The following is a 22442-nucleotide window of genomic DNA, read 5'->3' as shown; positions in this document are numbered from 1 at the left end:
TTAAGCCGTGCCACCAACTGTTAACTGATCAATTTTCAAACTTGGTTGGCCAACACCTACTGGTACACTTTGACCGTCTTTACCACAAACACCTACGCCTTTATCAAGCGCTAAATCATTACCTACCATAGAGATTTGCTGCATTACTTCGGGACCATTACCAATTAATGTTGCACCTTTAATTGGTTGGGTGATTTTACCGTTCTCGATCAAGTAAGCTTCTGAGGCACTAAAAACAAACTTACCTGAGGTAATATCTACTTGGCCGCCACCAAAGTTTGGCGCAAAGATACCTTTTTTAACCGTGCTGATAATATCAGCTTGGCTGTGCTCGCCGCCTAACATGTAAGTGTTAGTCATACGAGGCATAGGTAAATGTGCGTATGACTCACGACGTGCGTTACCTGTTGAGTTTACTCCCATCAAACGCGCGTTCATTTTATCTTGCATATAGCCTTTTAAAATACCGTTTTCGATAAGTACGTTATAGGCTGCAGGCGTGCCTTCGTCATCTACATTGAGTGAACCACGGCGATCGGCCATAGTACCATCATCAACCACAGTACATAGCTCTGAAGCAACTTTTTGACCTACTTTACCGCTAAACGCAGATGCGCCTTTACGGTTAAAGTCACCTTCTAGACCATGACCTACCGCTTCGTGTAACAACACGCCTGGCCAGCCATTACCTAATACCACTTCCATAGTACCTGCAGGGGCATCAATAGCTTCTAAGTTTACTTTAGCTTGACGAACGGCTTCTTCTGCAAAACCCATCCAACGCGGCTTACCATCAACCAGCTCTTTAAAGTAACCATAATCTAGGCGCGCACCGCCACCAGCACCGCCACGTTCACGGCGACCATTTTTCTCTAGCAATACAGAGCAGTTTAAACGGATCAGTGGGCGAATATCGGTAGCAAAGGTGCCATCGCTAGCTGCAATTAATACTTCTTCATATACCGCAGACATTGAGCTAATAACTTGCTCAGCATCAGGGGCTAATTCGCGAATATAATTTTCAAGCTCACGTAACAAATTAACTTTATCGGTGTCGCTCATGCTAGAAATAGGCTGATGTGGCGCAAACTGCTGCTTTGCAGCCACATCGCTGAATACTTTAACAGCTTTATCTTCACCGGCATCGGCAATACTACGTGCAGCCGTGGCTGCTTTGTTTAGCGCTTCAAGATTGATTGCGTCTGAATACGAAAAACCGGTTTTTTCACCACTAACAGCCCGTACGCCAACACCACGCTCAACATTATAAGACCCTTCTTTAACAAGGCCGTCTTCTAATACCCAAGACTCATGATGACTCGATTGAAAATAAAGGTCGGCATAATCAACTTTGTGCTGGTGAATATAAGCTAATGTTTTTTCGAGTTCTTCTCGATTTAGCTGGCTGTCGTGTAATAAATGCTGTTCAACCGAATTCATAATAATGGCTCTCTAAATCGTTGGTGAGATTGCAGCGGCATATCTCGTCTAATTTTGTGTAACTGGTTTAAATCTACGGTGCAACTAATAAAACCAAGCCCTGTTGGTTTTTCGCTTAATATTTCACCCCAAGGCGATAACATCAGGCTGCGACCATAAGTTTGCCTACCGTTTTCATGTGTTCCATATTGCGCTGCAGCAATAACATAACACTGCGTTTCTATGGCACGTGCTGCAAGTAGCGGCTGCCAATGCGCTTTACCTGTAGGCACAGTAAACGCACTGGGTACTAATATAATTTCGGCGCCTTTGCGAACTAAAGCATTAAATAAACCAGCAAAGCGCAAATCATAACACACTGTTAAACCAATTTTACCAAAGGGAGAATCAACAACCACAACCTCATCGCCCGCTTGAGTAAAATCGGATTCTCGATAGCTGCCGGTCTGGTCATCTACCTCAACATCAAATAAATGTATTTTGTTATAGCTTGCAACAATATCGCCTTGGTTATTAAACAAATGTGAGGCAGCGTAATACTTATGTTGGTTATAGGGCACTGGCATGGTGCCAGCATTTAACCAAATATTATGTTTACGGCACAATTCACTGATTTGCTGTTTATATTGTTCAATACGCTGAGACACTAACAACGTATCACCAGCGTGTTTACTAAACACTAAAAACGCTTCTGGTAAACATACTAACAAAGGTCGCGTGTTTGGCAGAGCAGCTAAGGCTTGCTTTAAGGTGGCAATGTTATCATCAGGGTTTAAGCCTGAGCACATTTGCAATGCAATAATCGCAGGTGTTGTACTTATAAGTGATTTACTCATTGCGCTGCGCTCACCTCAGCATCTTTAAGCTTTAACTCTGAAGATGCTTGCGGCTGATTTTGTGCTGCTTGCGGTAAAGTCACCTCTCGGCTCTTACGATCTAATTCTTGTACCTGAGGATCGTTCATTTTGCCCGTCACTTTAAAGTTGATCTCTGAGATCACTCGCGCAGAATGAATTACTTTATCAATTGCTAAAGCTGCAAGCCCCGTTACTGGGTTAACCATCCAAGCCACAATTACTGGAATACTCGACGTTACTTGCGGTGCTACTGCTAAGTCGTAGTCAATTTCGAGAGTATTTAAATTTGCATACCCTTTAATCGAGAGATCGGCAGGCACCCCATCCATTTTAGTATCTTGGGTATAGGCAATGCCCTTATCTATCTGCATCGTACCTTTCATGCTGTTATAGAAAAAACCTTTAGAAAATACATCTCTAAAATCAAGTTTTAGCTTACGCACTAATGAATCAAGGCTCAGTAATGAAAATACCCGTGCGCCTCCATCACTGACTTCAGTTAAATGGCCTTCGCCTAAATCCCAACTAATTTCACCGTCTAAACTAGCAATGTCTAAGTTATAAGGTGCCGCTTGCCAATTTAGTTGATAATTTAGATTCGCGTTTGAGTCTTTAATAGTAGTGGTGATATCAAATTCATTAAATAAGGCGCCAATATCATCACTTTTAAGTTCGCCGCTCATTGCCGTTAAACCATTTTGCCATTGCCCTTTAGTGCGCAATATATGATCGCCTTTATCCACCACTAGCTCAGAAATAAGTAGCTTTTTACCATCGCCTAACAATGAAGCACTTACCTTATCAAGCTGATAATGGCTGATCTTACAATCGGCACATTCAAATTCAATAGCCGGCAAGTTTGCAAGCCAAGCAAGTTGTTCCGGGGTCGACTTTTCATTTGGTTGCTCTGTTTCGGCCTCTAAAAAGTTAAGCCTTAAATAGTCGCTGTTAATTCGAATCGGCTGACTTGATTGCCCGCTAGGTACAAACACTTCGGCTCTTAATTCTTTGGCATTAAGCTTTAATTGCAAATTATTATTTAGGGGCGATAAACGCATATCAAAATCATTAAACTGCATGCCACTAACATTAAACATGTCAATATTCGCAACCACTTCATGTAAAGGTGGCATAACGCCTGGCGGTGTATTCTCAGGCTGCACTTTAGCTACATTAATAATTTGATCAATTAAATCAATCCAAGGTAATAACTCGATTTGGGCTAAGTTAATACTCACCGCTAAGTCTTGCGCGTTAAGCCCTAAGTCTTTGTTACCTATTATAAAGTGGGCGTTATTAAACTGCGATTTAGCATTATCTAAAATGGCGTTAAAATAAAATAACTGCTCCACGTTTGCGGTGATCAAATTAGATATATCATCACCTTGAACAACCGCACTCAGAGGCCAAGCTTGCTCACTGCTTTTTGCATATACTCCTGGCAAGGAGCTATTTAAGCCAATAAGTGGCGATTCAACTTCGGCACGATAATTAAATCCTTGCTCGGTAAAATTAAGCGCCAAAGCAATATCAACATCACTTTGCCCACTTAAATAACCATCTAAAATACCTTGTCCATGACTTATAAGTGTTTGCGCATCAAGCTGAGCATTTATATTTATATCAGCGCGATAATCCTCTGCGTTTGCGTCACTATTGTAGTTAATAGTTAGTGGCATACCAAGCCATGTAGCCGTTGCATTTGTAAGGTTTATTTGTTGATTATTAAAGCTAAGTTCACCCTTTAAGTGCTCAAGTGAAATACCAGGCGCAGAAATGTAAAGGGGGGAATCGAGTAAATTAACTGTACCACTGACACTGGCCCCACCTTCAAACTGTGAACCGATTAACAATTCAATATTTGCACTAGCAAGCCCCTGCCCTTGTACAATATTAAAAATATCAGCTAATGGATTTGCTAAAGGTGTAGCGACAAAAAAATCGTGCATTTTTTCAAGCTCTGCTTGCTTATCAATACTAACCACCAATGGCGCATCGCCCATTAAGTCATCAATACTCACATGTACACTACTGCCAACGTCAAGGTTTACCAGTTGGCCTTGCTGGCTATAAATATCCATTCGCTCATTTGCAAAATGCAGCTTTACACTGGCATTTGTGACTGCTGGCCAAGCCGGATCGAATTGATAGGTAGCATTATCTATTTGCGCTAAAACATCAAACTGCCCAGAACCATTGTCAAATGGAAAGCCTGATAATGGACCAGAAAATAACACCTGAGCATTTGTTACTTCACCTGATTTTATTGCGCCATTTAAATAACTAACTAACTCAGGGCTCATTAATGTTAAAGGAAAATAATGACCGGCAATACTGGCATCGGGGGCAAATGCTTCGGCATATAAATCTAAGCGAGGCGTCTTACCTAAACTTAATTGCATCTGCGCGCTTAAGGTCACTTCATTGTTATCAAACCACAGGTTATCACTGCTAATATGCCAATCGCCTGAACGCTTAGCTAAATCTAATTCGATGTTTAGCTGGTTATAGTCAATATTATTACTAAAACTAGCACCTGTAATTAAGTGGCTGTTTTCACCAAAAATAGTGATCCGGCCATATTGCTGATTAACTAATCCATCAATCCTTAAAGATTGAGCGGCGGGTACGGCGTTTTTTTCTTGCCAGCTAATTTCATCGGCTTCAAACCACAACTGCCATTGCTTTGCATCGGCAAACTCTAGATACGCGTTTTTTATTTCGCCACTGGGTTGGCGAGCTAAAAAAGGAGTTAAATCAGTAAAATTAGTTAATTCTGCTAAATCATTTAATAGGGCTAAATCGAGTTGCTGTAGCCATATTTTATTTTGCTTGCCTAATAAAGCTTCAAATTCGAGGCTAGGCCACGTTATTTCGTTGGTACTAAACGCTAAGCCGGTACTTTTTAACCGCCAGCTATTTTGCTCAGGGTATAAATGAAATCCCCCTTCACTTAGGCTGACCTTTTGTGTTTGATCATTGAGTTGCCAATTTACCGCACTCGGTAACCACTGTACTTTTACGTCACTTACTAAGCCTTGCTCTAGCCTAAGCCATGCTTGTAAGTTTAAATCACTATGCAGTTGCTGCTTTTGAGTATTTATATACTGGGCCAACCAATTTGACACATCAACCTGATTAGCCTGCACATATAAATCGCCCACCATTTGCTCTAAAGTTTCACCTTTGAGCGCAATACGTGCATCAAAATTACCCACAGAAATACCCGGTAACGCTAGGCTACCGCTACCAAGATGCTGTTTATCTTGGTTTTGCCATACAATGTTTTCTAATAACAGTTTACGTTCTTTGTTATCTTCTAGTACAAAGCTGATGCTGGAGTTTTCTATTGCAAAGTGACCGGTTTCGCCTAAAAACAGTCCTTCTATTAGTTCTTTTTGCTCAAATGAAACTTCATCTTGATTACCAGCAAATAAATTAGCGACATTAACCTTGGTATGAAAGCCATTGATCACAAAGTAATTTGATTTAAACTGCAGCGACTTTAAACTTTCCCAAAGGTTTAGCTCTAAACTGGTTTTAGCTATGGTTAAAGAGATAGGGGCTGTTTGGTTGTCTTTAAATGATAATTCTTCGAGTACTAAAGCGGGACCACTGCCTTGCCAACTTGCTGATATAGCACCTATAGATAAACTAATATCAAACTTATCATCAAGGTAGCTTTCTATATCTCCTTTATAATCGTTCGCGTAGGGTAAGGTGTATTTTAAAATAGAAACAATCACGGCCAGTAGTACTAAAATTACAGCACTTATTTGCCATAATTTTCGCACACAATAAAAACAGGCCGCTTTAAATTTCATTACATCATTACCACATCAAACTGCTCTTGGCTGTATAAGCTTTCTGTTTGGATATTAACTTGCTTACCAATAAATAACTCTAGCTCTGCAAGGTTATGATACTCATCATTTAATAGCGCTTCACATACTGCAGGAGATGCATAAACTACAAACTTATCCGCATCGTAAGCGCGGTTAACACGTACTATCTCGCGAAGGATTTCATAGCATACGGTCTCAACCGTTTTTTGAGAGCCACGCCCTGAACACGCAGGACATACATCACACAGTATGTGCTCTAAACTTTCGCGAGTTCGCTTGCGGGTCATTTCAACCAGCCCTAATGCTGACAAACCATTAATATTGGCTTTAGCTCGATCTTTAGAAAGCGCAGATTCTAATGAGTGCATTACCCGGCGCTTGTGCTCATCGCTGACCATATCAATAAAGTCGATAATAATAATACCGCCTAAATTACGCAGCCTTAGTTGACGGGCAATAGCTGAGGTTGCTTCAACATTGGTATTAAAAATAGTTTCTTCAAGGTTACGGTGACCAACAAATGCACCGGTATTAACATCAACGGTGGTCATAGCTTCTGTTTGATCTATGATCAGGTAACCACCCGACTTTAAAGTCACCTTACGATGCAATGCCTTTTGAATTTCACTTTCTACATCAAATAAGTCGAAAATGGGGCGCTCACCCGGATAATACTCAAGCACTTGCGATAATAACGGCACAAACTCTTCAGTAAACAGCTTAAGTTCTTGGTAGGTAAGCTTAGAGTCAACACGAATGCGCTCCATATCTTCGCCCACGTAGTCACGTAACGTTCTAAAAGCCAACGTAAGATCTTCATGCAAAATACTGGCTTTGCTGGTTTTACGGCGCTTAGAAACTATTTTATCCCACAGTTTTTTTAAAAACGCAGCATCATGACGTAGCTCTACTTCACTTGCGCCTTCTGCGGCAGTTCTAACAATAAAGCTACCGTTTTCATCGCCATATTCAGCAACAATTTTTTTCAGCCTAGCGCGTTCTTCTTCCGTTTCGATACGTTGACTCACACCCACATGTGTCGCATCTGGCATAAATACTAAATAGCGTGACGGTATAGTAATATCAGTAGTTAAGCGTGCACCTTTACTGCCCAGTGGGTCTTTAACCACTTGCACCATAATGTACTGACCCTGGCGAACAAGCTCACGAATATCTTGGACTTTTTTAATTGGCTCATCATCAACACCTTCCACAATAGAGGCACTATTGACGATATCTGAAGCGTGTAAAAAAGCCGCTTTTTCTAAGCCTATATCAACAAAAGCGGCTTGCATTCCCGGTAGAACACGGCTTATTTTACCTAAGTAAATATTGCCCACTATGCCTAAATTACCAATACGCTCTAGCTGAATTTCTTGTAATACACCGTTTTCGATTAGGGCAACGCGACTTTCACTTGGCGTGACATTGATCAGTAGTTCTGTACTCATGCTACCCTCTTAAGAATGTATGTAATAATTGTTCTGTCTCATATAAAGGTAAGCCTACAACGGCAAAATAGCTACCCGAAATATGCGTTACAAAGCGCCCGCCCAACCCTTGGATACCATAACCACCGGCTTTATCTTGAGGCTCGCCCGTTTGCCAGTAAGCGTCTATTTCTTCATCACTGAGTATTTTAAAAGTAACATCAGTACTGACAACACAACTCATTACTTTTTTTGTGTCGCAAAAGCGATAGCAGTTAACACTTGATGAGTATTCCCTGATAAACGCTTTAAGGTGTGAGTAAAATCTTGTTTATCTCGTGGCTTGCATAATGATTGATTATCCATCACTACCACGGTATCACTACCTAGAACAGGCCGATCGGTATATCCTTGTTCTACGCCCATTTGTGCCTTTAAACGCGCTAAACGTTCGACATAATCATATGGGAGTTCGTTAGCAAGCTGGCTTTCATCGGCATCAACACTAAATTGTGAAAACTCGATACCCAACTGGGTTAAAAGCTCTTTACGACGGGGAGACGCGGAGGCTAAATATACTGCGCAAGTCATTATCTGATCCTAAAGTGTCTACGGTATTTTCTAAGTAATAAAAATACCCATATCCAACTCAACATGCCTGTTAATACAGGCCATAAGTAATGTGGGCTAAAATAAACGCCAAGCAAAAAATGATTTAACCAAAACTGCATCAAATGGTAAAGCGTTAAGAATAAGCCAATTAAAAGGCTTTGTTGCCACAATGAAAAATTGCGAATTTTTTGAAAGTTACTTGCCGTAACAAAAATACACACCGAGTAGGTTAATGAGTTTACACCTAAAGAAGAGCCAGTCGCTAAATCAATTAGTAATCCAACAACCCAAGCCGTACCTATGTTTAAACGATGTGGTAAAGCCAAAGACCAGTACATAAGCACCAACAGCACCCAATCAGGGCGAAATGGTTCAAGTGAAAAGGGTAGCGGCATCAATGCCATTACCAATGCAAAGAAAATACTCAATGCAATTAATAGCATTTGACGGTTAATCATCTCCCATCAACTCCTGCTGATTTAGCCATAACACCACTAATAATCGAATTCGGTCTAATTGAGCTATCGGCTCAGCAAATACTTGCGCAAAAGGTTGGCCTTCATCACGGGTAATTTCGGTGATCACCGCTACCGGATAGCCTTCAGGAAACGTGCCACCAAGGCCAGATGTAACCAATACATCGCCAATACGTACATCTAAACTGTGCGGCACATGTGACAGCTTCAATACGTTAATTTTACCTATACCTTCAACCACTGTTCGCACATCATTACGTAAAATACGCACAGGCGTAGCATGGGTGGTATCGGTAATTAATAACACCCGAGAGGTGGTTGAGCCCACTTTAGTCAACTGCCCCACTAAGCCCATATCATCAATCACCGCTTGGCTTTCACTTAAACCATCGGTGGTACCGCGATTTATCACCACTTGGTGGCTATAAGGATTTGAGTGAACAGAAAGCACTTGAGCAATAATTTTACGATTTGAATGTTTTGAAGACGAGCCCATTAATGCTCGTAGTTTTTGATTTTCTTTTGCTAAGAATTCATATTGTTGTATTTGTTCGCTCTGCAATACTTGCTTTTTTTTCAGGGCTTCATTCTCGGTAAGCAACTGCTCGCGGGTATGTAAGCTCTTAGCGCTAAAACTAAATACTTCGTAAGGCAGGTTGGCAACATAAATGAGCGGGCTAACTAAGGTATTCAAACTGGTGCGAATATTCTCACCACCTTGCGTGAACTTGTCTCCGAGGATCAATACGATACTCAAAAGCACTGCGACAAAAAGTCGCAGTTGCAGAGATACCGTTTTTTCAAACATTGATTTCATTAGTCGTAACTAAAAACGTCACCACCGTGCACATCAATCATCTCAAGCGCTTTACCGCCGCCACGAGCAACACAGGTAAGTGGATCATCAGCAACAACCACTGGAATACCTGTTTCTTCCATGAGTAGACGATCTAAATCTTTTAGTAATGCGCCACCGCCAGTTAATACCATGCCATGCGCTGAAATATCAGATGCCAGCTCAGGTGGTGATTGCTCAAGTGCAACCATAACAGCGCTTACAATCCCCATTAGCGGCTCTTGTAATGCTTCTAAAATTTCATGAGAGTTAAGAGTGAAAGAACGAGGAACACCTTCTGCAAGGTTGCGACCACGTACTTCTATTTCCACAGGATCATCTGTTTTGAATGCAGAGCCAATTTGGTGTTTAATATTCTCAGCCGTGGCTTCACCAATTAAGCTACCAAAGTTACGGCGTACATAATTAATAATGGCTTCATCAAACTTGTCGCCACCAATACGCACTGATGATGAGTACACAACACCGTTAAGTGAAATAATAGCCACTTCAGTTGTACCGCCACCAATATCAACAACCATTGAACCCGTTGCTTCCGATACCGGTAAGCCTGCACCAATTGCAGCAGCCATAGGCTCTTCAATTAAGTATACTTCACGAGCGCCTGCACCCATTGCTGATTCGCGGATGGCACGCTTTTCAACTTGTGTAGCACCACAAGGTACACAAATAAGTACACGTGGGCTTGGTCGCATAAAGTTATTGTTGTGCACTTGTTTAATAAAGTGCTGTAACATTTTTTCGGTGACATAAAAATCAGCAATCACGCCATCTTTCATTGGGCGAATAGCTTTAATGTTACCTGGCGTACGCCCCAACATTTGTTTAGCCTCTGTACCTACAGAAGCAACGCTTTTAGGGCCACCAGCACGCTCTTGACGAATAGCAACAACAGAAGGTTCATTTAATACAATCCCTTCTTCTTTTACATAAATTAGTGTGTTAGCTGTACCTAAATCGATCGACAGATCGTTTGAAAAAATACCACGGAGTTTTTTAAACATGAGGCTGGATGACCTTTGAAATTCGTTCTTATTGTAGTTGCGCTTACTTTAACATTCTCAATGTAATGAGCAATGTAAAGCGCAACCGTCTTTGTAATCATTAAAAAGAGGAAGCGTATGCTTCCTCACTAAATATTATCGTTCGCTCATTAAGCGAAAGCCGATGTAATTAGCTCTAAAGTCTGGTGCTAAAACTAAACGCGTTGAGGCACGAGCAAGGCTAGGTGCAAAATTCCATGCGCCTCCGCGAACAACGGCATCTTTTTTATTCCCTGTGCTACTAGTCCATTCCCATACATTACCCACGGTATCGTATAAGCCAAATGCATTTGCTGAAAAAGACCCTACCGGTGCGGTGCGTTTGTTTGACCATTCGCTACCACACCAACCGCAGTTAGCTAAGTTTTTACCAATTTCGTTACCCCAAGGGTACTCAGTATCTGTGCCTGCACGCGCAGCATATTCCCACTCAACCTCAGTAGGTAGGCGATACGTTTGCGCAGTTTTATCAGAAAACCACTCTGCGTAAGCCGTGGCGTCATTTTTCGTCAAACATACCGCTGGAAACTCATTCGTTTGTTCAAACCCAGGAGCGCGCCAATTTAAGTTTGCTTCCCAAACGGGTTCGCCATTTAGGTAATAAGCGCAACCTTTGCCTTTTTCAGCCTCAGTCTTATATTGCGTTTCGTTTACAAACGCTTCAAAGGCGCCAACAGTCACTTCTTTGCTTTGCATTACAAACGATTCACTAATCGTTTTTTCAACAACCGGACGTTCATTTTCCAGTCCATTGCCGTTGATGTCGCCCATTTTGAATGTGCCAACAGGAATGATTACGGCCGACGAATCCACTGTTGGTGGCTGTGTATCAACTTCCATTCCTTTAGGGCAATCTGCTTGTATTATTTGCTCTCGCTTTTTAGTCGGTGCAGCAATCGACTCTGACTTTTTTTCTAACTTAGCAAAAAGTGTACGTGTCTTTTTTAAGTCAATACGCGCTTTATAAGGAACGTAACCCTCTTTGCGTATTTCTAATTTATGTAAACCACTAGGTAAATTTGTCACTAAACGAGTAGAGCCTACACGAATGTCATTAATAAATACTTCATCGCCATGTACGTTAGAGCGCAAAGTTAACTGAACTAGTTGGGCTTTCTTTTGTTCAGCGACCACTTTAGGCTTTTTATTAACTGTTTTTGCAACAACAGCGACCGCTTTATTATCCGCATTATCACTGAATGTTAACTGACTATCAGAAAAAGTAGCGCCGTAATTTGGCTGATAAGTATTTGCTAGCGGCGTACCATATTCTGAACAAAAACTGTTATTAACGCTTAATAAATGGCACAAACGGCTGCTGTTTACATCACCACGCATGGTCACGCTTAAATTTACATTGTAATTACCTTGGCCGCTAAACGCGCTGTTAATTACATGACTACTTAAAATCTGAACCTGTGCACCTGCCATGTCTCGCTTAGGCTCAACAAGGCGTTTTTCTGTTAGATTTTCAAATATTTGATCGATGAAACGTTTGGTTGCTTTTTTTAACCCCATTTGTTGAGCTCGTTGCTCACATGCTGCAAGGGTGTCAGTGCGCTTACAGTTAATATTATAGTCAACTTCAAGCGTTCCCTCGCGGGTAAACTCATTACGCAAGCGCTCTACACGCGCTGAGGTGTATTGCACTTTTAAACTTTCAAGCGTGTTTTGTAGCGTATGCTTGTCTGCGCGAATTTGCTCAATATCTTTAAGATGGGATGCAATTGCCGCCAATTGCATTGAGATATCATTTTTATTTTGTTCTTGATCAACAACGGCTTTTTGATAACGCGATTGTGCCTGCGTAATATCAAGCGATGGATTATCAATTAAGCGTCGATACATGTCATTCATCGCATCCAACGCTTGATTTTTTTCTTTATCAAGCTGTGTTGAACGCGCTCTAAGCAGTTCAAGTTGGGTTTGAAGTTGATTTTCTTCTTGTAAATATTTATCGAGCATCGTTGTTGAACGAGTGTATTCTGTTTGTTTCGTATTAATCTCTGATTCAATTCTGTTTACAGTAGTTGTATCTTGTGCAAATACTGTGCTGGCAAAAAGGCTAGCAGAAATTAACAGAGATAAAGGAGCAATTCGCATATATTCCAGTCCCAAAAAAGCGGCAATTATTTGGTTATTATTATTTTTTATAATAAAACCTTATGCTATGTACTTGAAGCACAAAACACAAGCTTTGTTCATTTATTATCTCAGTTTACAACTATTATCCCGCTTCATGCCAGTAAATAACCGTTTCATTTGTACTAAATAGCTAATTTATTTAACAACACCGATATTTATTTGTTTTTTACGCGCTTAAGATACCAATTTAGCAGCTAATTCCCTTTTTTTAGTTTGCTTAAGTAATAAAACCTGAGTCAAAATAACGCTATTACACAGCACATTCATCATGTAACTAATGAAAAAGAGTGATAATGCCAATACCATTCAGTATTAATGAACATAGTTATTTGCAACCAATTACCAACAAATTGTTAGCAGATAAAAAGATTACGCTAAGCATTAAGCGCGATGATTTATTGCATCCTGTTATCAGTGGTAATAAATGGCGAAAGCTCAAATACAATTTAGTTCGCATGCAACAACAGGGCAAAACAGAATTACTGACCTTTGGTGGTGCTTTTTCAAATCATATTCACGCGTGTGCTGCGGCGGGAAAGGAGTTTAACTTAGTAACCCACGCAATTGTGCGCGGTCCGGAGCTTGATCTAAATAATCCAACGCTAAGATTTGCAAAACAATGTGGCATGCAATTACATGTAGTGAATCGATTAGAGTACCGACAACGAAATGATAAAACATACTTAGCAGCATTGCAGGCCCGATTTCCCAATGCGTATATCCTGCCTGAAGGAGGCACTAACGAGTTTGCTATAGAGGGATGTAAAGAACTTGCACAAAGTTTACCTGAGCACGACTACTTAATCTGCCCTACAGGTAGTGGTGGAACCTTAGCGGGCTTAATAGAGGGCAGTTCAAGTAAAAGTACTCTATTAGGTATTGCTGTTTTAAAGCAAGCCGACTACCTGCGAGATGAAATACGGGCTCTTAGTCCTCGAGCAAAATCACAAAGTAATTGGCAGTTACTTACACAGTTTCACAATGGCGGATATGGTCGTTTTACCACTGAGCTATGGCAGTTTTGCCAGTATATGCAGCAGCAATATCAATTACCACTAGAACCTATTTACAGCGGTAAAATGATGTACGCACTTTGGCAACTCATAAACAATGATTACTTTGCCCCAGGCAGCAAAATTATTGCCATTCATACAGGGGGGCTACAAGGTTTAGATGGGCTAAAATATCGTGGACTTGTTTAACTTGTAAACAGAGCTAATGAAATGCAACTTGAGTGTAGTCGGGTAATAATCTAGAAAAATATCCCCCTTGTGCAGTGCTAACACCTATCACTTTTAAAAATTGTAGTTCCTGGTATGTTTCTACGCTCGAGGCCACCACTGGCAAACTTAATAATTTACTAATATGCACAATTCCCCTGACCGACTTCTGCTGTAAATAATTATGATCTATTCCATGAACAAGCTCAAAGGCCAAATTAAGCCCAGCTATTTGCTTATTATGGGTGAAATTAAAAATACTCTTACTACTTTTCACCTCATCAATAACGATATTAAAGTTGAGCGCTGTTATGGTCGAAAAAGCGACCTGCAATCGATCTTGGCAATTTAAAAAATCTGCTTCATTTATCAAAAACTGTAAAGTGTGCAGGCTTTTCAAGTCACTCGTATGTGCACTTAACCAACACCAAAACTCGCCATTAAACCAATTTTTAGGATGTAACTTAATACTAACAACGGACGATGACTTTTCTATTAGCAACAGCTTTTTAACTTGCATAACAACTGCCTGGTCAAACACTAACGCCTCACCCTCGTTGTAAAACTGACTGATATATTCTTGATTCAATAGTTGTTTATTTGCCTTATCGCTACTTTTAATTAAAACATGATGCTTAACAATAGTGCCACTATCCAACTCGTATACAGGTTGAAATAAAATCGCTAATTTTTGCTTTTCAATTCCCTGCTTGCCCAAGTTTTCATCAGCCACCTTAAGGTGATTGCAATTGAGTGCCAATTGATGATAATGCTTCACTCTACTTTGCATTGATAGTGTGAGTGACGATCTGGCAAGCTGATACACCATTACCTGATCAGCATTCGAGTAGTAAGTACACACACCTAATTTTATACACTCTTTAGTCACTCTAGGAGCTAAAATATGGGCTGCGTTAAGCATGCATTGATGTAAATGTTTAGCACAATTTGCTTTCTCAATCGCACTAACCCCTTTGAAAGTAAAAGCAAAATTACCCGCGGTTAACAATTTAACGGATATTGCAGCCGTATTGGTAAAGCCTTTTGCTAGTAATACTTTAAGAGTCGCTTGTAAGTCTGTGTTTGTATCAAAGTGGCATTCACATTGAATAAGCGCAAATATATTATAGCCAGCTGTTTTAAACTCCTTCGCTGCGATCTCTATTACCGGTTGTGGGGACTTTATTTTAGGCGTATGACACACCTTTTTATGGTCATCGTTTTGCTTGCGCTGTATCGGCACTGAGCTATTTACCGTCGCTTTAAGCAATATAAAGCGCCTAGCAGCAAAAACAATAGTCAAAATAAATAAATTCATTATTATAAACAGGTGGTTATAAGCATACCAAGTGGGCCATGAATATAACAAAACCCCTTTAGAATTAGCGCTGAAATAATGCTTTTGCTGCTTTACATAAACAGAAACTTTATCTGGGGCGAGAGTAAAAGGTGTATTTGCCAAAAGCTGCTGCTTATTAATTAGCGGCTGCTGCAGTTGCTTAGCGAGTACTATCCCTGCTTGCTCATTTTGATATTGTAAAATTAAATTCAAACCACTATTAAAAATAACAAATAGCATAAAACACAGAGCGTAAAATAAGACACTAGCGTAATTGGTAAACTGAGACTGACTGGCTTTCATAACTTACCCGCTCATTAAATAAGTTATTAAAGTGTTGTCTACTATTTGCAATTGCACAAGCCAATCATAAAAGTTTAGTAGCTGTTTTATTATTAATACTTAATGTTTATAAACATTATATTTAGTCATAAGTAATAGCTGCATCTTATCGGCACAGGTAGGAGGCTTGTTACAAATTAAACAGATTGACGTTGCTATGCTTTGTAAACCTTAAAACAATGTATAAATTTTTAATGAGAGCTATTCACTCATTTAAAGATAAGCGAAAGGTATGGTAAATAGCCTCAATAAAAAAGCCCTGATTACTCAGGGCTATTTTTTAAAACTTTTTAAACTAAAAAGTTGGAAATTTAAAACACTTATCTAAGACAAAATACATAAATTCAGGGTCAGTACAGTAACAACACCCTTTATTAGCAATGGTTTCACCCAAGTGACCCCAATTAACTTTTAAACATTAAAAAGTAAAAATGTAGATTAACTACGCTATTTTATACCAATTACGGTTAAATTTAAACATTTTTCAACATTTCTGCCAAGGCGGTTTTACGAGTATCAACCGCTCCTTTCTTGTTAACACCATATCGAAAAGCTGCTTCCGTGCCAATAATATGTACTTTATCTTCTGCTCTTGTCACAGCCGTATACAGCCAACTACGATCAAGTAATCTTCCTCGCTCAAGCAACACAATGACATTTGGAGCTTGTGAACCCTGCAATTTATGTAAGGTTAAGCAGTAAGCAAGATCGATATACTCAAATAATTGCCAGTCCACTTCTAATAAACGTTTGTTACCTTTTTCATCGAGGTCTTCAAGCTCAAGGACACAAGCATAATCCTCAGTAGGTTCAGCGCTCTTAATGACACCCAGTGTTCCATTCTGTAAATCGTTTTTATAACTAGTCAACGTAATAACAACCGGATCACCCTCTCTAAAGTCGTAGCTGCCTTTAGTAATTGGCATATCCGTAAGGTCAAGAGTCTTACCATCAGGGTTTACTGCATCTTGCAGCATAATGTTTGCGTTTCTAACTGTAGCATTGGTAGGAGCAACTATCATGGTATTGTCATACTCAGAATATACAGTCACTGCATCTCGCAGAATATCGCCTGTTGATTCTTGGAATGTAATATCAGCGGTAGTTAATGACTTTGGCATTATGCCGTGCCTTATAGCATTGGAATATGCAGGCACACTACTATCAGCCCCCTGTCGTTTCACGACATCAAGTTCTACATGGTTTATTACACCGCTTTTAATGACATCATTTAAAATGAAACCCGCATTAATCGGTGGAAGCTGATAAGGATCACCAATTAACAAGATTCGAACCTTATCAGAAAACAAAGTAACCAAACGCCACATGGTATATGCATCCAGCATAGAGGCTTCATCCACAAGCAGTACCGCCTTATCTTCATCAAGATCAGTTTCTCGTAACAGTTTTGCAATCGTCTTCGTTTCATTACCGATTGATTGTTGAAGCCTACGGGCTGCCTTCCCAGATAACGCAACGGGGTATATCGTATAACCTAATTTTTGATAAGCATTTACAATAAGCTTAGTAGTCGTTGTTTTACCTGTTCCAGCTCCTCCAGTTAGCGCAAAGACGTGACTGACTAATGCTGTCCTTACGGCACGTTCTTGTGCTTTTTCAATGGGCCAATCGGCAGGGAACGAGGTCCTGAATGCATCTTCCAACTCGCTCGACCAACGGTTGTTTGATTTTCTGAGGTTACCAAAACGCTTGGCTATCGTTTTCTCAAATATATAATTGCCTGAAACATAATATTGGTTGTTTTGCTTAACAAATCCTATGATATCGCCATCTAGCTCACTTGCCCTTGCAACTAGCCGTTGGTCTTTGTTCAACAGCTTAGAAACATACAATTCAATATCTTGCCAATCCGCAACCGTATTGCCTTGATCGCTCCATAATCTCAATGCTTGTTCAACGATTGCTACCAGTCTGACTTCATCATCCTGTTTGATACCGAAATGTTTTTGAGCGATAGCGTCTACCTTGTTAAATCGCATCCCCAGTGAAAATAAGCGGTATGGGTTCTGCGTAAGAAAATTGATCGCATCCTGATCTGCAAATCTGAACAACTGCCGCTGGATAGGGGCTTCTATTTCCCACTCAACCAATTGAGCTGAGTGTTTTAAGTTGGAATACTCTTTATAGCCAGCCCATAATCCATGCACGGCTTTATCACCAAGCAGAACATTCCTGACAGCTTGAAAATTCGTTATTGACTGGTCTTGTTCGTATGGCGCATATTTATCACATTCAAGTATGTTAAATATATCGCTTCTAAATTCATTCCAAAGAAATTGTGCGCTTACCTTACCTATGCCTTCAAACGTTTTCTCAGTGCTTAAAAAAGTTACAAAGCCAAGGCCATTATCAGGCATAACACATTTCAGTGTCGGCTCCATAAAGCGCCAGACATCAACATAACCCCCCGTACTGACTTGTTGTTGCCTAATACTGAAATTTTGCTCTTTGAGAATTTTCCATTGCTGCCCGACTTTCGGATCAATATTTAACTTTTCTTGAGTAGTCAGAATCTCAATACGATGCGCACCTGCTTTGTGGTTAACAAAAACAGCTCCCAGCCGGACATTATCCGGGTGGTACTGGTATATTCTGGTGATCCTTACCAGATAAGCACTACTCTTCATTTCCACAAGCCCATTTCAATCAGTACATCTTTAAATTCAGATAGCTTGGCAACTTCGGCAGCTAACTTAGCGTTTTCGTTTTGTAGTCTTCGGTTTGTTCTTTTTAGGTCTCTGACTTTAGCGCTATCTTTGATGTCTTCGTCAGTTTCTTTCGATACATCAATGATCTCCTTATCGAGAGGCAGGTTTTTCTTACGTTGCTGGTACACACCGGAGGTAGCAAGTTCTTGTTTAAGTTCTTGCAACAAATCAAAGAGCTTTTTATTTCTTTTTTCCTTAAATGCAGAGGAATCAAAACCAAGCTCATCAGCAATTTTTTTGGGACTTAACGTATCGCCATGCCAATAATCCAACCAGTTAGGCAACTCTTTTGATTTCATTTCAGCCACCCAGCCAAGGAATAAGTCTCTGTTACGTTGACCTCTTTCTTTACTCATGTATTAACTCCCCTCGACGATGCGTCTTATCGTCGTCCTGCTAACGCCATACTCCTTTGAGAGTTGGTTCTGTGACTTCTGTTTTGATTGCACTAACTTTCGGATCTTTTCCCTATCCGAATCAGAAATAGTCTTTGGCCTGCCCATATGCTTCCCCTGAGCAATAGCCCGCTCACGGCCTTCAGTCGTATTTTTGATGATTAGGCTTTTGTTTAATTCGGCAAAAACGGCAATAACATGAAGAACAGCTTTTCCAAAAGGCGAATCATCCGCACTGTTAATAACTCCATCAAGCGTTGTAAGAGCAGCACCTTTTGAATGGATACCATCTATTGCGGTCATGATCCCTTTGAGGCTTCTCCCCAAACGATCAAGCTTCGTAACGCATACAACATCTCCTTCACGGATGTAGTCGAGAAGATCGTCAAGTTTTTTTACATTATCCAAAGAGTTACCGCTTTGCTTGCCAGAAAACATCTTCTCGCAGCCATGACGCTCTAATGCTGCAACTTGAGCTTCAAGATCTTGCTCCTGCGTGCTAACCCTCGCATACCCTATTAACGCCATCTCCAGCCTCTTTACGTGAACCTAAGTTATAACTTTAGTTCAAGGCAGGACTCGCATAAACCTTTTATGAAAATAAATATTTAGTTCATGAACTAAAAACAAAAATAAAGATTAGTCCGCAACTGCACTTTTACAGAGTTTAAATAAATGAAGTGATGAATTACAAAAGTGACTTGATCTCACCATGTGTACATAAATTAAAATTTAGAATAAACCAAGGATTTATCAGAGGTTAGTTTAACTACCAATAAACGTATTGCCTTCCATTATTTAAACTGAATATTTTTCAGTTTAAATAATGCTTCAGTCGATGACTCCACTAGTTCATCCGAATTGACGTTAATAAAAAGAGCCGCAATATCATGCTGTCGCGCAATTTCCATACCTTGCTCAACCCCCAAACACAACAATGCGGTAGACCACGCATCTGCTTGCGTTGGGTTGTCGTGGATAACAGTGACGGAAACAGTATTATGTTTAACAGGTGCGCCAGTTCTGGCATCCAGTACATGGCTATATCGCTTACCAGCGTCATCAAAGTAATGACGGTATGTTCCAGAAGTCATAATTGCAATTGGTTTATCTTGATTGATAACGATTGTCTTTTGCACCGTTCTACCGCCCGGCAAAGGTCTTTCCAGTCCAATGCGCCACGCAGAACCATCAGGTTTACGCCCACGAGTTTGCAGCTCGCCACCGATTTCTACTAGATAGTTCTGTATGCCCATATCTTCAACCACTTTAGCAATTCGCCCAACACTGTAGCCTTGGGCAATAGACGAAAGGTCAATACTTACTCTCGGATCATTTTTTTGAAGTTGTGTATTTGACGTTACGCTTAATTTATCAAAACCAAGGTGTTTACTGAGTTCTGATAGGGTCTCTGATGAAGGAGGCGTAAGAGTATCACCTTTAAAACCCCATACATCGAATAAAGGTTTAATAGTTAGGTCATAGCACCCTTGGCTCGCCTCGCTAACTACTCTTGCTTCTGTGACCAGCATTGGAATTTCGTCACCCACAACAACAGGTTGCAATGTAATTGAGCGATTGAAGCTCTCAATGGTTGAATCTGTGCGGTAATTCGACAACGCCTTATCCAATCGTGCAAATTCAGTTTCAATGTTGTGACGTAACTCACTCAACGCTTTATCACCGTGATGCCACACAGAAACATGCCATATTGTACCCTGAGCATGCCCTGTCAGCACCTCAACCTGTGCTGGCTTTGAGCAGGCACTTAATCCAATGATTACGGCTATAATTGTTAAATATTGCTTCACTTTTATTCAACCCTATCTGCGATTCGTTCCGTGCCGCTGATAATATGCAAGCTTCGTTGAGGAAACGGTATGGTTAAGCCTGCCGCTTCGATGGATTCTTTTACACGTTTATTCAAATCCCAGTAAGTCTGCCAGTAATCATCATTCATTGCCCACGCTCTAAGCTGTATGTTGACAGCACTGTCTACCATTGCTGCGACCATAATTTGCGGAGCAGGGTCTTTCAGTAGGCGTGTTTCCGTTTCAGCTATACGTTGAAGTACTTCAAAACCTTGGTCAATGGCATTGGAATAGGAAATTCCCACGATTATATCCATCCTACGTTTGCCATTGCGTGTGAAGTTCTTAATACTGGCACCCCACAAGACACTGTTTGGAGAGGCAATATATAGACCATCTATTGTTTCTAAAATTGTGGCAAATAAATTTATTTCTCGCACCGTACCCATTGTCCCCGCGACTTCAATAAATTCACCTGTTCGAAACGGCCTTAAAATCAATAACATTATCCCGGCAGCAATATTGCTTAGTGTGTCCTTTAGCGCCAAGCCAATAGCGAGGCCAGCCGCACCTACTAAAGCGATTAGACTTGCGGTGTTTACCCCGAAAATATCCAGAATAAACACACCAGCAATGACATAAACTGCATAACCCGCAGCAGTTGCGAAAATAGGTATAAGTGTTGCATCTAACTTTTGTAATCGTTCATTGGTACGGTAGATGCTACGTCTGATAGTTTTAGCTATTAAGGAGCTGGTAATTAGAATGCCAATTGCGAGTAAGCCTTGGTAGCCCAGATTAAGAATTGCTTCAGAGTGGTTATTCCAAAATAATGCAAGATTACTCATTAAAAAATCCCCGTCACCGTGACCACAAGCCAAGTGTTATAGGCCGCAAAAGCTGTAAGTAGCAGCGCTCCTTCAACCCGATTAATGCGCCCTTGTCCGCGAAAACCATAAGCCATAACGAAAAGTGCCACCGTCATTGCCATCATTACAGGCCAATCTCGTGTCAATACTTCGGCAGAGATATGAGGCATTGGCGAAATAACACCAGCAATACCCACCACGGCTAAAATATTGAACATATTAGAGCCAACCACGTTACCTATAGCAATATCGTGTTCTCCTTTACGCGCTGCAATGACAGAAGCAGCAAGTTCTGGTAACGAAGTACCTAAAGCAACGATAGTTAAACCAATAACTAAGTCACTAACACCTAATGTTTGGGCAATCGATACGGCCCCCCAAACAAGAATGCGAGAACTAACAATCAGTAAGATAAGCCCTAATGCTAACCAGAAAATGGCTCGACCAAGAGGCATTGAATGCTCAACAAGTTCAGCTTCTGTTTCAGCTTCAAGCGCATCTCCTCGACCACGAAGTGCAGTGAATATTGTCCAACCTATTAACCCGAAGAAGCCCACAAGCAGCACGATTGCTTCGACACGACTCAACGAGCCATTCCATAGCAAAGCCCCAGATATGAGTCCGATTACAAACAGTAACGGTAATTCCTTTCTAACAATTTTCGAATGGACGACAATGGGGGCCACTAAAGCAGTAACACCGAGGATTAAGCCTGTATTGACGATATTCGATCCCAGAGCATTTCCAAGTGCTAAATCTGGGTTTCCATCCAATGCCGCCATTGCCGATACCACCATTTCTGGGGCTGACGTACCAAAACCGACGATGACCATACCGATCAACAACGGTGGCATACCCGCATGTTTTGCGGTAGCCGCAGCCCCTTCAACGAAGCGATCCGCACTCCATACTAATAATATAAAGCCACCTAAAATGGCTAATATCGCTAAAGTCATTTTTATTATTCCTCAGTTCATTAAAACAAAATAAATTATTGCTGCCAGTACAATTCGATAAACCACATAAGGCTGCA

The 22442-nt window shown here is 40.7% G+C and carries 16 protein-coding genes and 1 pseudogene; 1 reads left to right on the top strand and 16 read right to left on the bottom strand.

The features are described from left to right. The 9 genes and pseudogenes from tldD to P20439_RS15770 all read right to left on the bottom strand — a co-directional run bounded on the left by tldD (nt 1) and on the right by P20439_RS15770 (nt 12662). Complete coding sequence (gene tldD, locus P20439_RS15810) at nt 1-1440, bottom strand: metalloprotease TldD (protein ID WP_008468278.1); 1440 nt, start codon at nt 1438-1440, stop codon at nt 1-3. After that, nucleotides 1437-2276 carry a carbon-nitrogen hydrolase family protein gene (locus tag P20439_RS15805; RefSeq protein ID WP_008113739.1) on the bottom strand — a complete coding sequence of 280 codons (840 nt, stop codon included), beginning with the start codon at nt 2274-2276 and terminating at the stop codon, nt 1437-1439. The genes tldD and P20439_RS15805 overlap by 4 nt, the downstream gene beginning before the upstream one ends. After that, entirely contained in the window at nt 2273-6121 is a 3849-nt protein-coding gene (locus P20439_RS15800) for a YhdP family protein (protein ID WP_008113737.1), read from the bottom strand. The genes P20439_RS15805 and P20439_RS15800 overlap by 4 nt, the downstream gene beginning before the upstream one ends. Continuing rightward, nucleotides 6121-7593, bottom strand: a complete 1473-nt coding sequence (gene rng, locus P20439_RS15795) for a ribonuclease G (protein WP_008113735.1) — start codon at nt 7591-7593, stop codon at nt 6121-6123. Before rng ends, P20439_RS15800 begins: the two co-directional genes overlap by 1 nt. Nucleotide 7594: 1 nt before the next feature. Beyond that, nucleotides 7595-8163, bottom strand: a pseudogene (locus P20439_RS15790) (nucleoside triphosphate pyrophosphatase). Then, nucleotides 8163-8642: a rod shape-determining protein MreD gene (mreD, locus tag P20439_RS15785; RefSeq protein ID WP_008113730.1), complete on the bottom strand. Its 480-nt coding sequence runs from the start codon at nt 8640-8642 to the stop codon at nt 8163-8165. The pseudogene P20439_RS15790 and the gene mreD overlap by 1 nt, the downstream one beginning before the upstream one ends. Further along, entirely contained in the window at nt 8635-9477 is an 843-nt protein-coding gene (mreC, locus tag P20439_RS15780; protein ID WP_175611398.1) for a rod shape-determining protein MreC, read from the bottom strand. The genes mreD and mreC overlap by 8 nt, the downstream gene beginning before the upstream one ends. Further along, nucleotides 9477-10520 carry a rod shape-determining protein gene (locus P20439_RS15775; RefSeq protein ID WP_008113726.1) on the bottom strand — a complete coding sequence of 348 codons (1044 nt, stop codon included), beginning with the start codon at nt 10518-10520 and terminating at the stop codon, nt 9477-9479. Before P20439_RS15775 ends, mreC begins: the two co-directional genes overlap by 1 nt. Before the next feature lie 135 nt (nt 10521-10655). Next, nucleotides 10656-12662: a formylglycine-generating enzyme family protein gene (locus P20439_RS15770; RefSeq protein ID WP_008468275.1), complete on the bottom strand. Its 2007-nt coding sequence runs from the start codon at nt 12660-12662 to the stop codon at nt 10656-10658. A 335-nt stretch (nt 12663-12997) separates the two neighbouring features. Between P20439_RS15770 and P20439_RS15765 the strand changes: the two genes are divergently transcribed. Beyond that, entirely contained in the window at nt 12998-13906 is a 909-nt protein-coding gene (locus tag P20439_RS15765; RefSeq protein ID WP_008468272.1) for a 1-aminocyclopropane-1-carboxylate deaminase/D-cysteine desulfhydrase, read from the top strand. A 13-nt stretch (nt 13907-13919) separates the two neighbouring features. Here P20439_RS15765 and P20439_RS15760 read toward each other — a convergent pair whose 3' ends face one another. From P20439_RS15760 to P20439_RS15730, 7 genes are all read right to left on the bottom strand, one after another. Further along, nucleotides 13920-15566, bottom strand: coding sequence for an EAL domain-containing protein (locus P20439_RS15760; RefSeq protein ID WP_008468271.1), 1647 nt, complete (start codon nt 15564-15566; stop codon nt 13920-13922). Between the two features lie 512 nt (nt 15567-16078). Then, nucleotides 16079-18253, bottom strand: a complete 2175-nt coding sequence (locus P20439_RS15755) for an AAA family ATPase (protein ID WP_008468270.1) — start codon at nt 18251-18253, stop codon at nt 16079-16081. Beyond that, a complete protein-coding gene (locus tag P20439_RS15750; protein ID WP_008468269.1) occupies nt 18250-18690 on the bottom strand; it encodes a hypothetical protein in 441 nt (146 codons plus the stop codon). The genes P20439_RS15755 and P20439_RS15750 overlap by 4 nt, the downstream gene beginning before the upstream one ends. 3 nt (nt 18691-18693) lie before the next feature. Next, on the bottom strand, nt 18694-19257 hold the full coding sequence (locus P20439_RS15745; protein WP_008468268.1) for a recombinase family protein: 564 nt from the start codon (nt 19255-19257) through the stop codon (nt 18694-18696). A gap of 266 nt (nt 19258-19523) precedes the next feature. Further along, nucleotides 19524-20540 (bottom strand): FAD:protein FMN transferase, encoded by a 1017-nt coding sequence (locus P20439_RS15740; protein ID WP_008468266.1) that lies wholly within the window; start codon nt 20538-20540, stop codon nt 19524-19526. A 2-nt stretch (nt 20541-20542) separates the two neighbouring features. After that, nucleotides 20543-21388, bottom strand: a complete 846-nt coding sequence (locus P20439_RS15735; RefSeq protein ID WP_008468264.1) for a mechanosensitive ion channel family protein — start codon at nt 21386-21388, stop codon at nt 20543-20545. Then, nucleotides 21388-22365: a calcium/sodium antiporter gene (locus P20439_RS15730; protein ID WP_008468262.1), complete on the bottom strand. Its 978-nt coding sequence runs from the start codon at nt 22363-22365 to the stop codon at nt 21388-21390. Before P20439_RS15730 ends, P20439_RS15735 begins: the two co-directional genes overlap by 1 nt. Nucleotides 22366-22442: the final 77 nt, after the last annotated feature.

Origin of the sequence: Pseudoalteromonas sp. BSi20439, assembly GCF_000241165.1 — a bacterium.
GTDB lineage: Bacteria > Pseudomonadota > Gammaproteobacteria > Enterobacterales > Alteromonadaceae > Pseudoalteromonas.
Note: the sequence above shows the minus strand (reverse complement) of the source record. Positions and strands in the feature narration are given on the sequence as shown.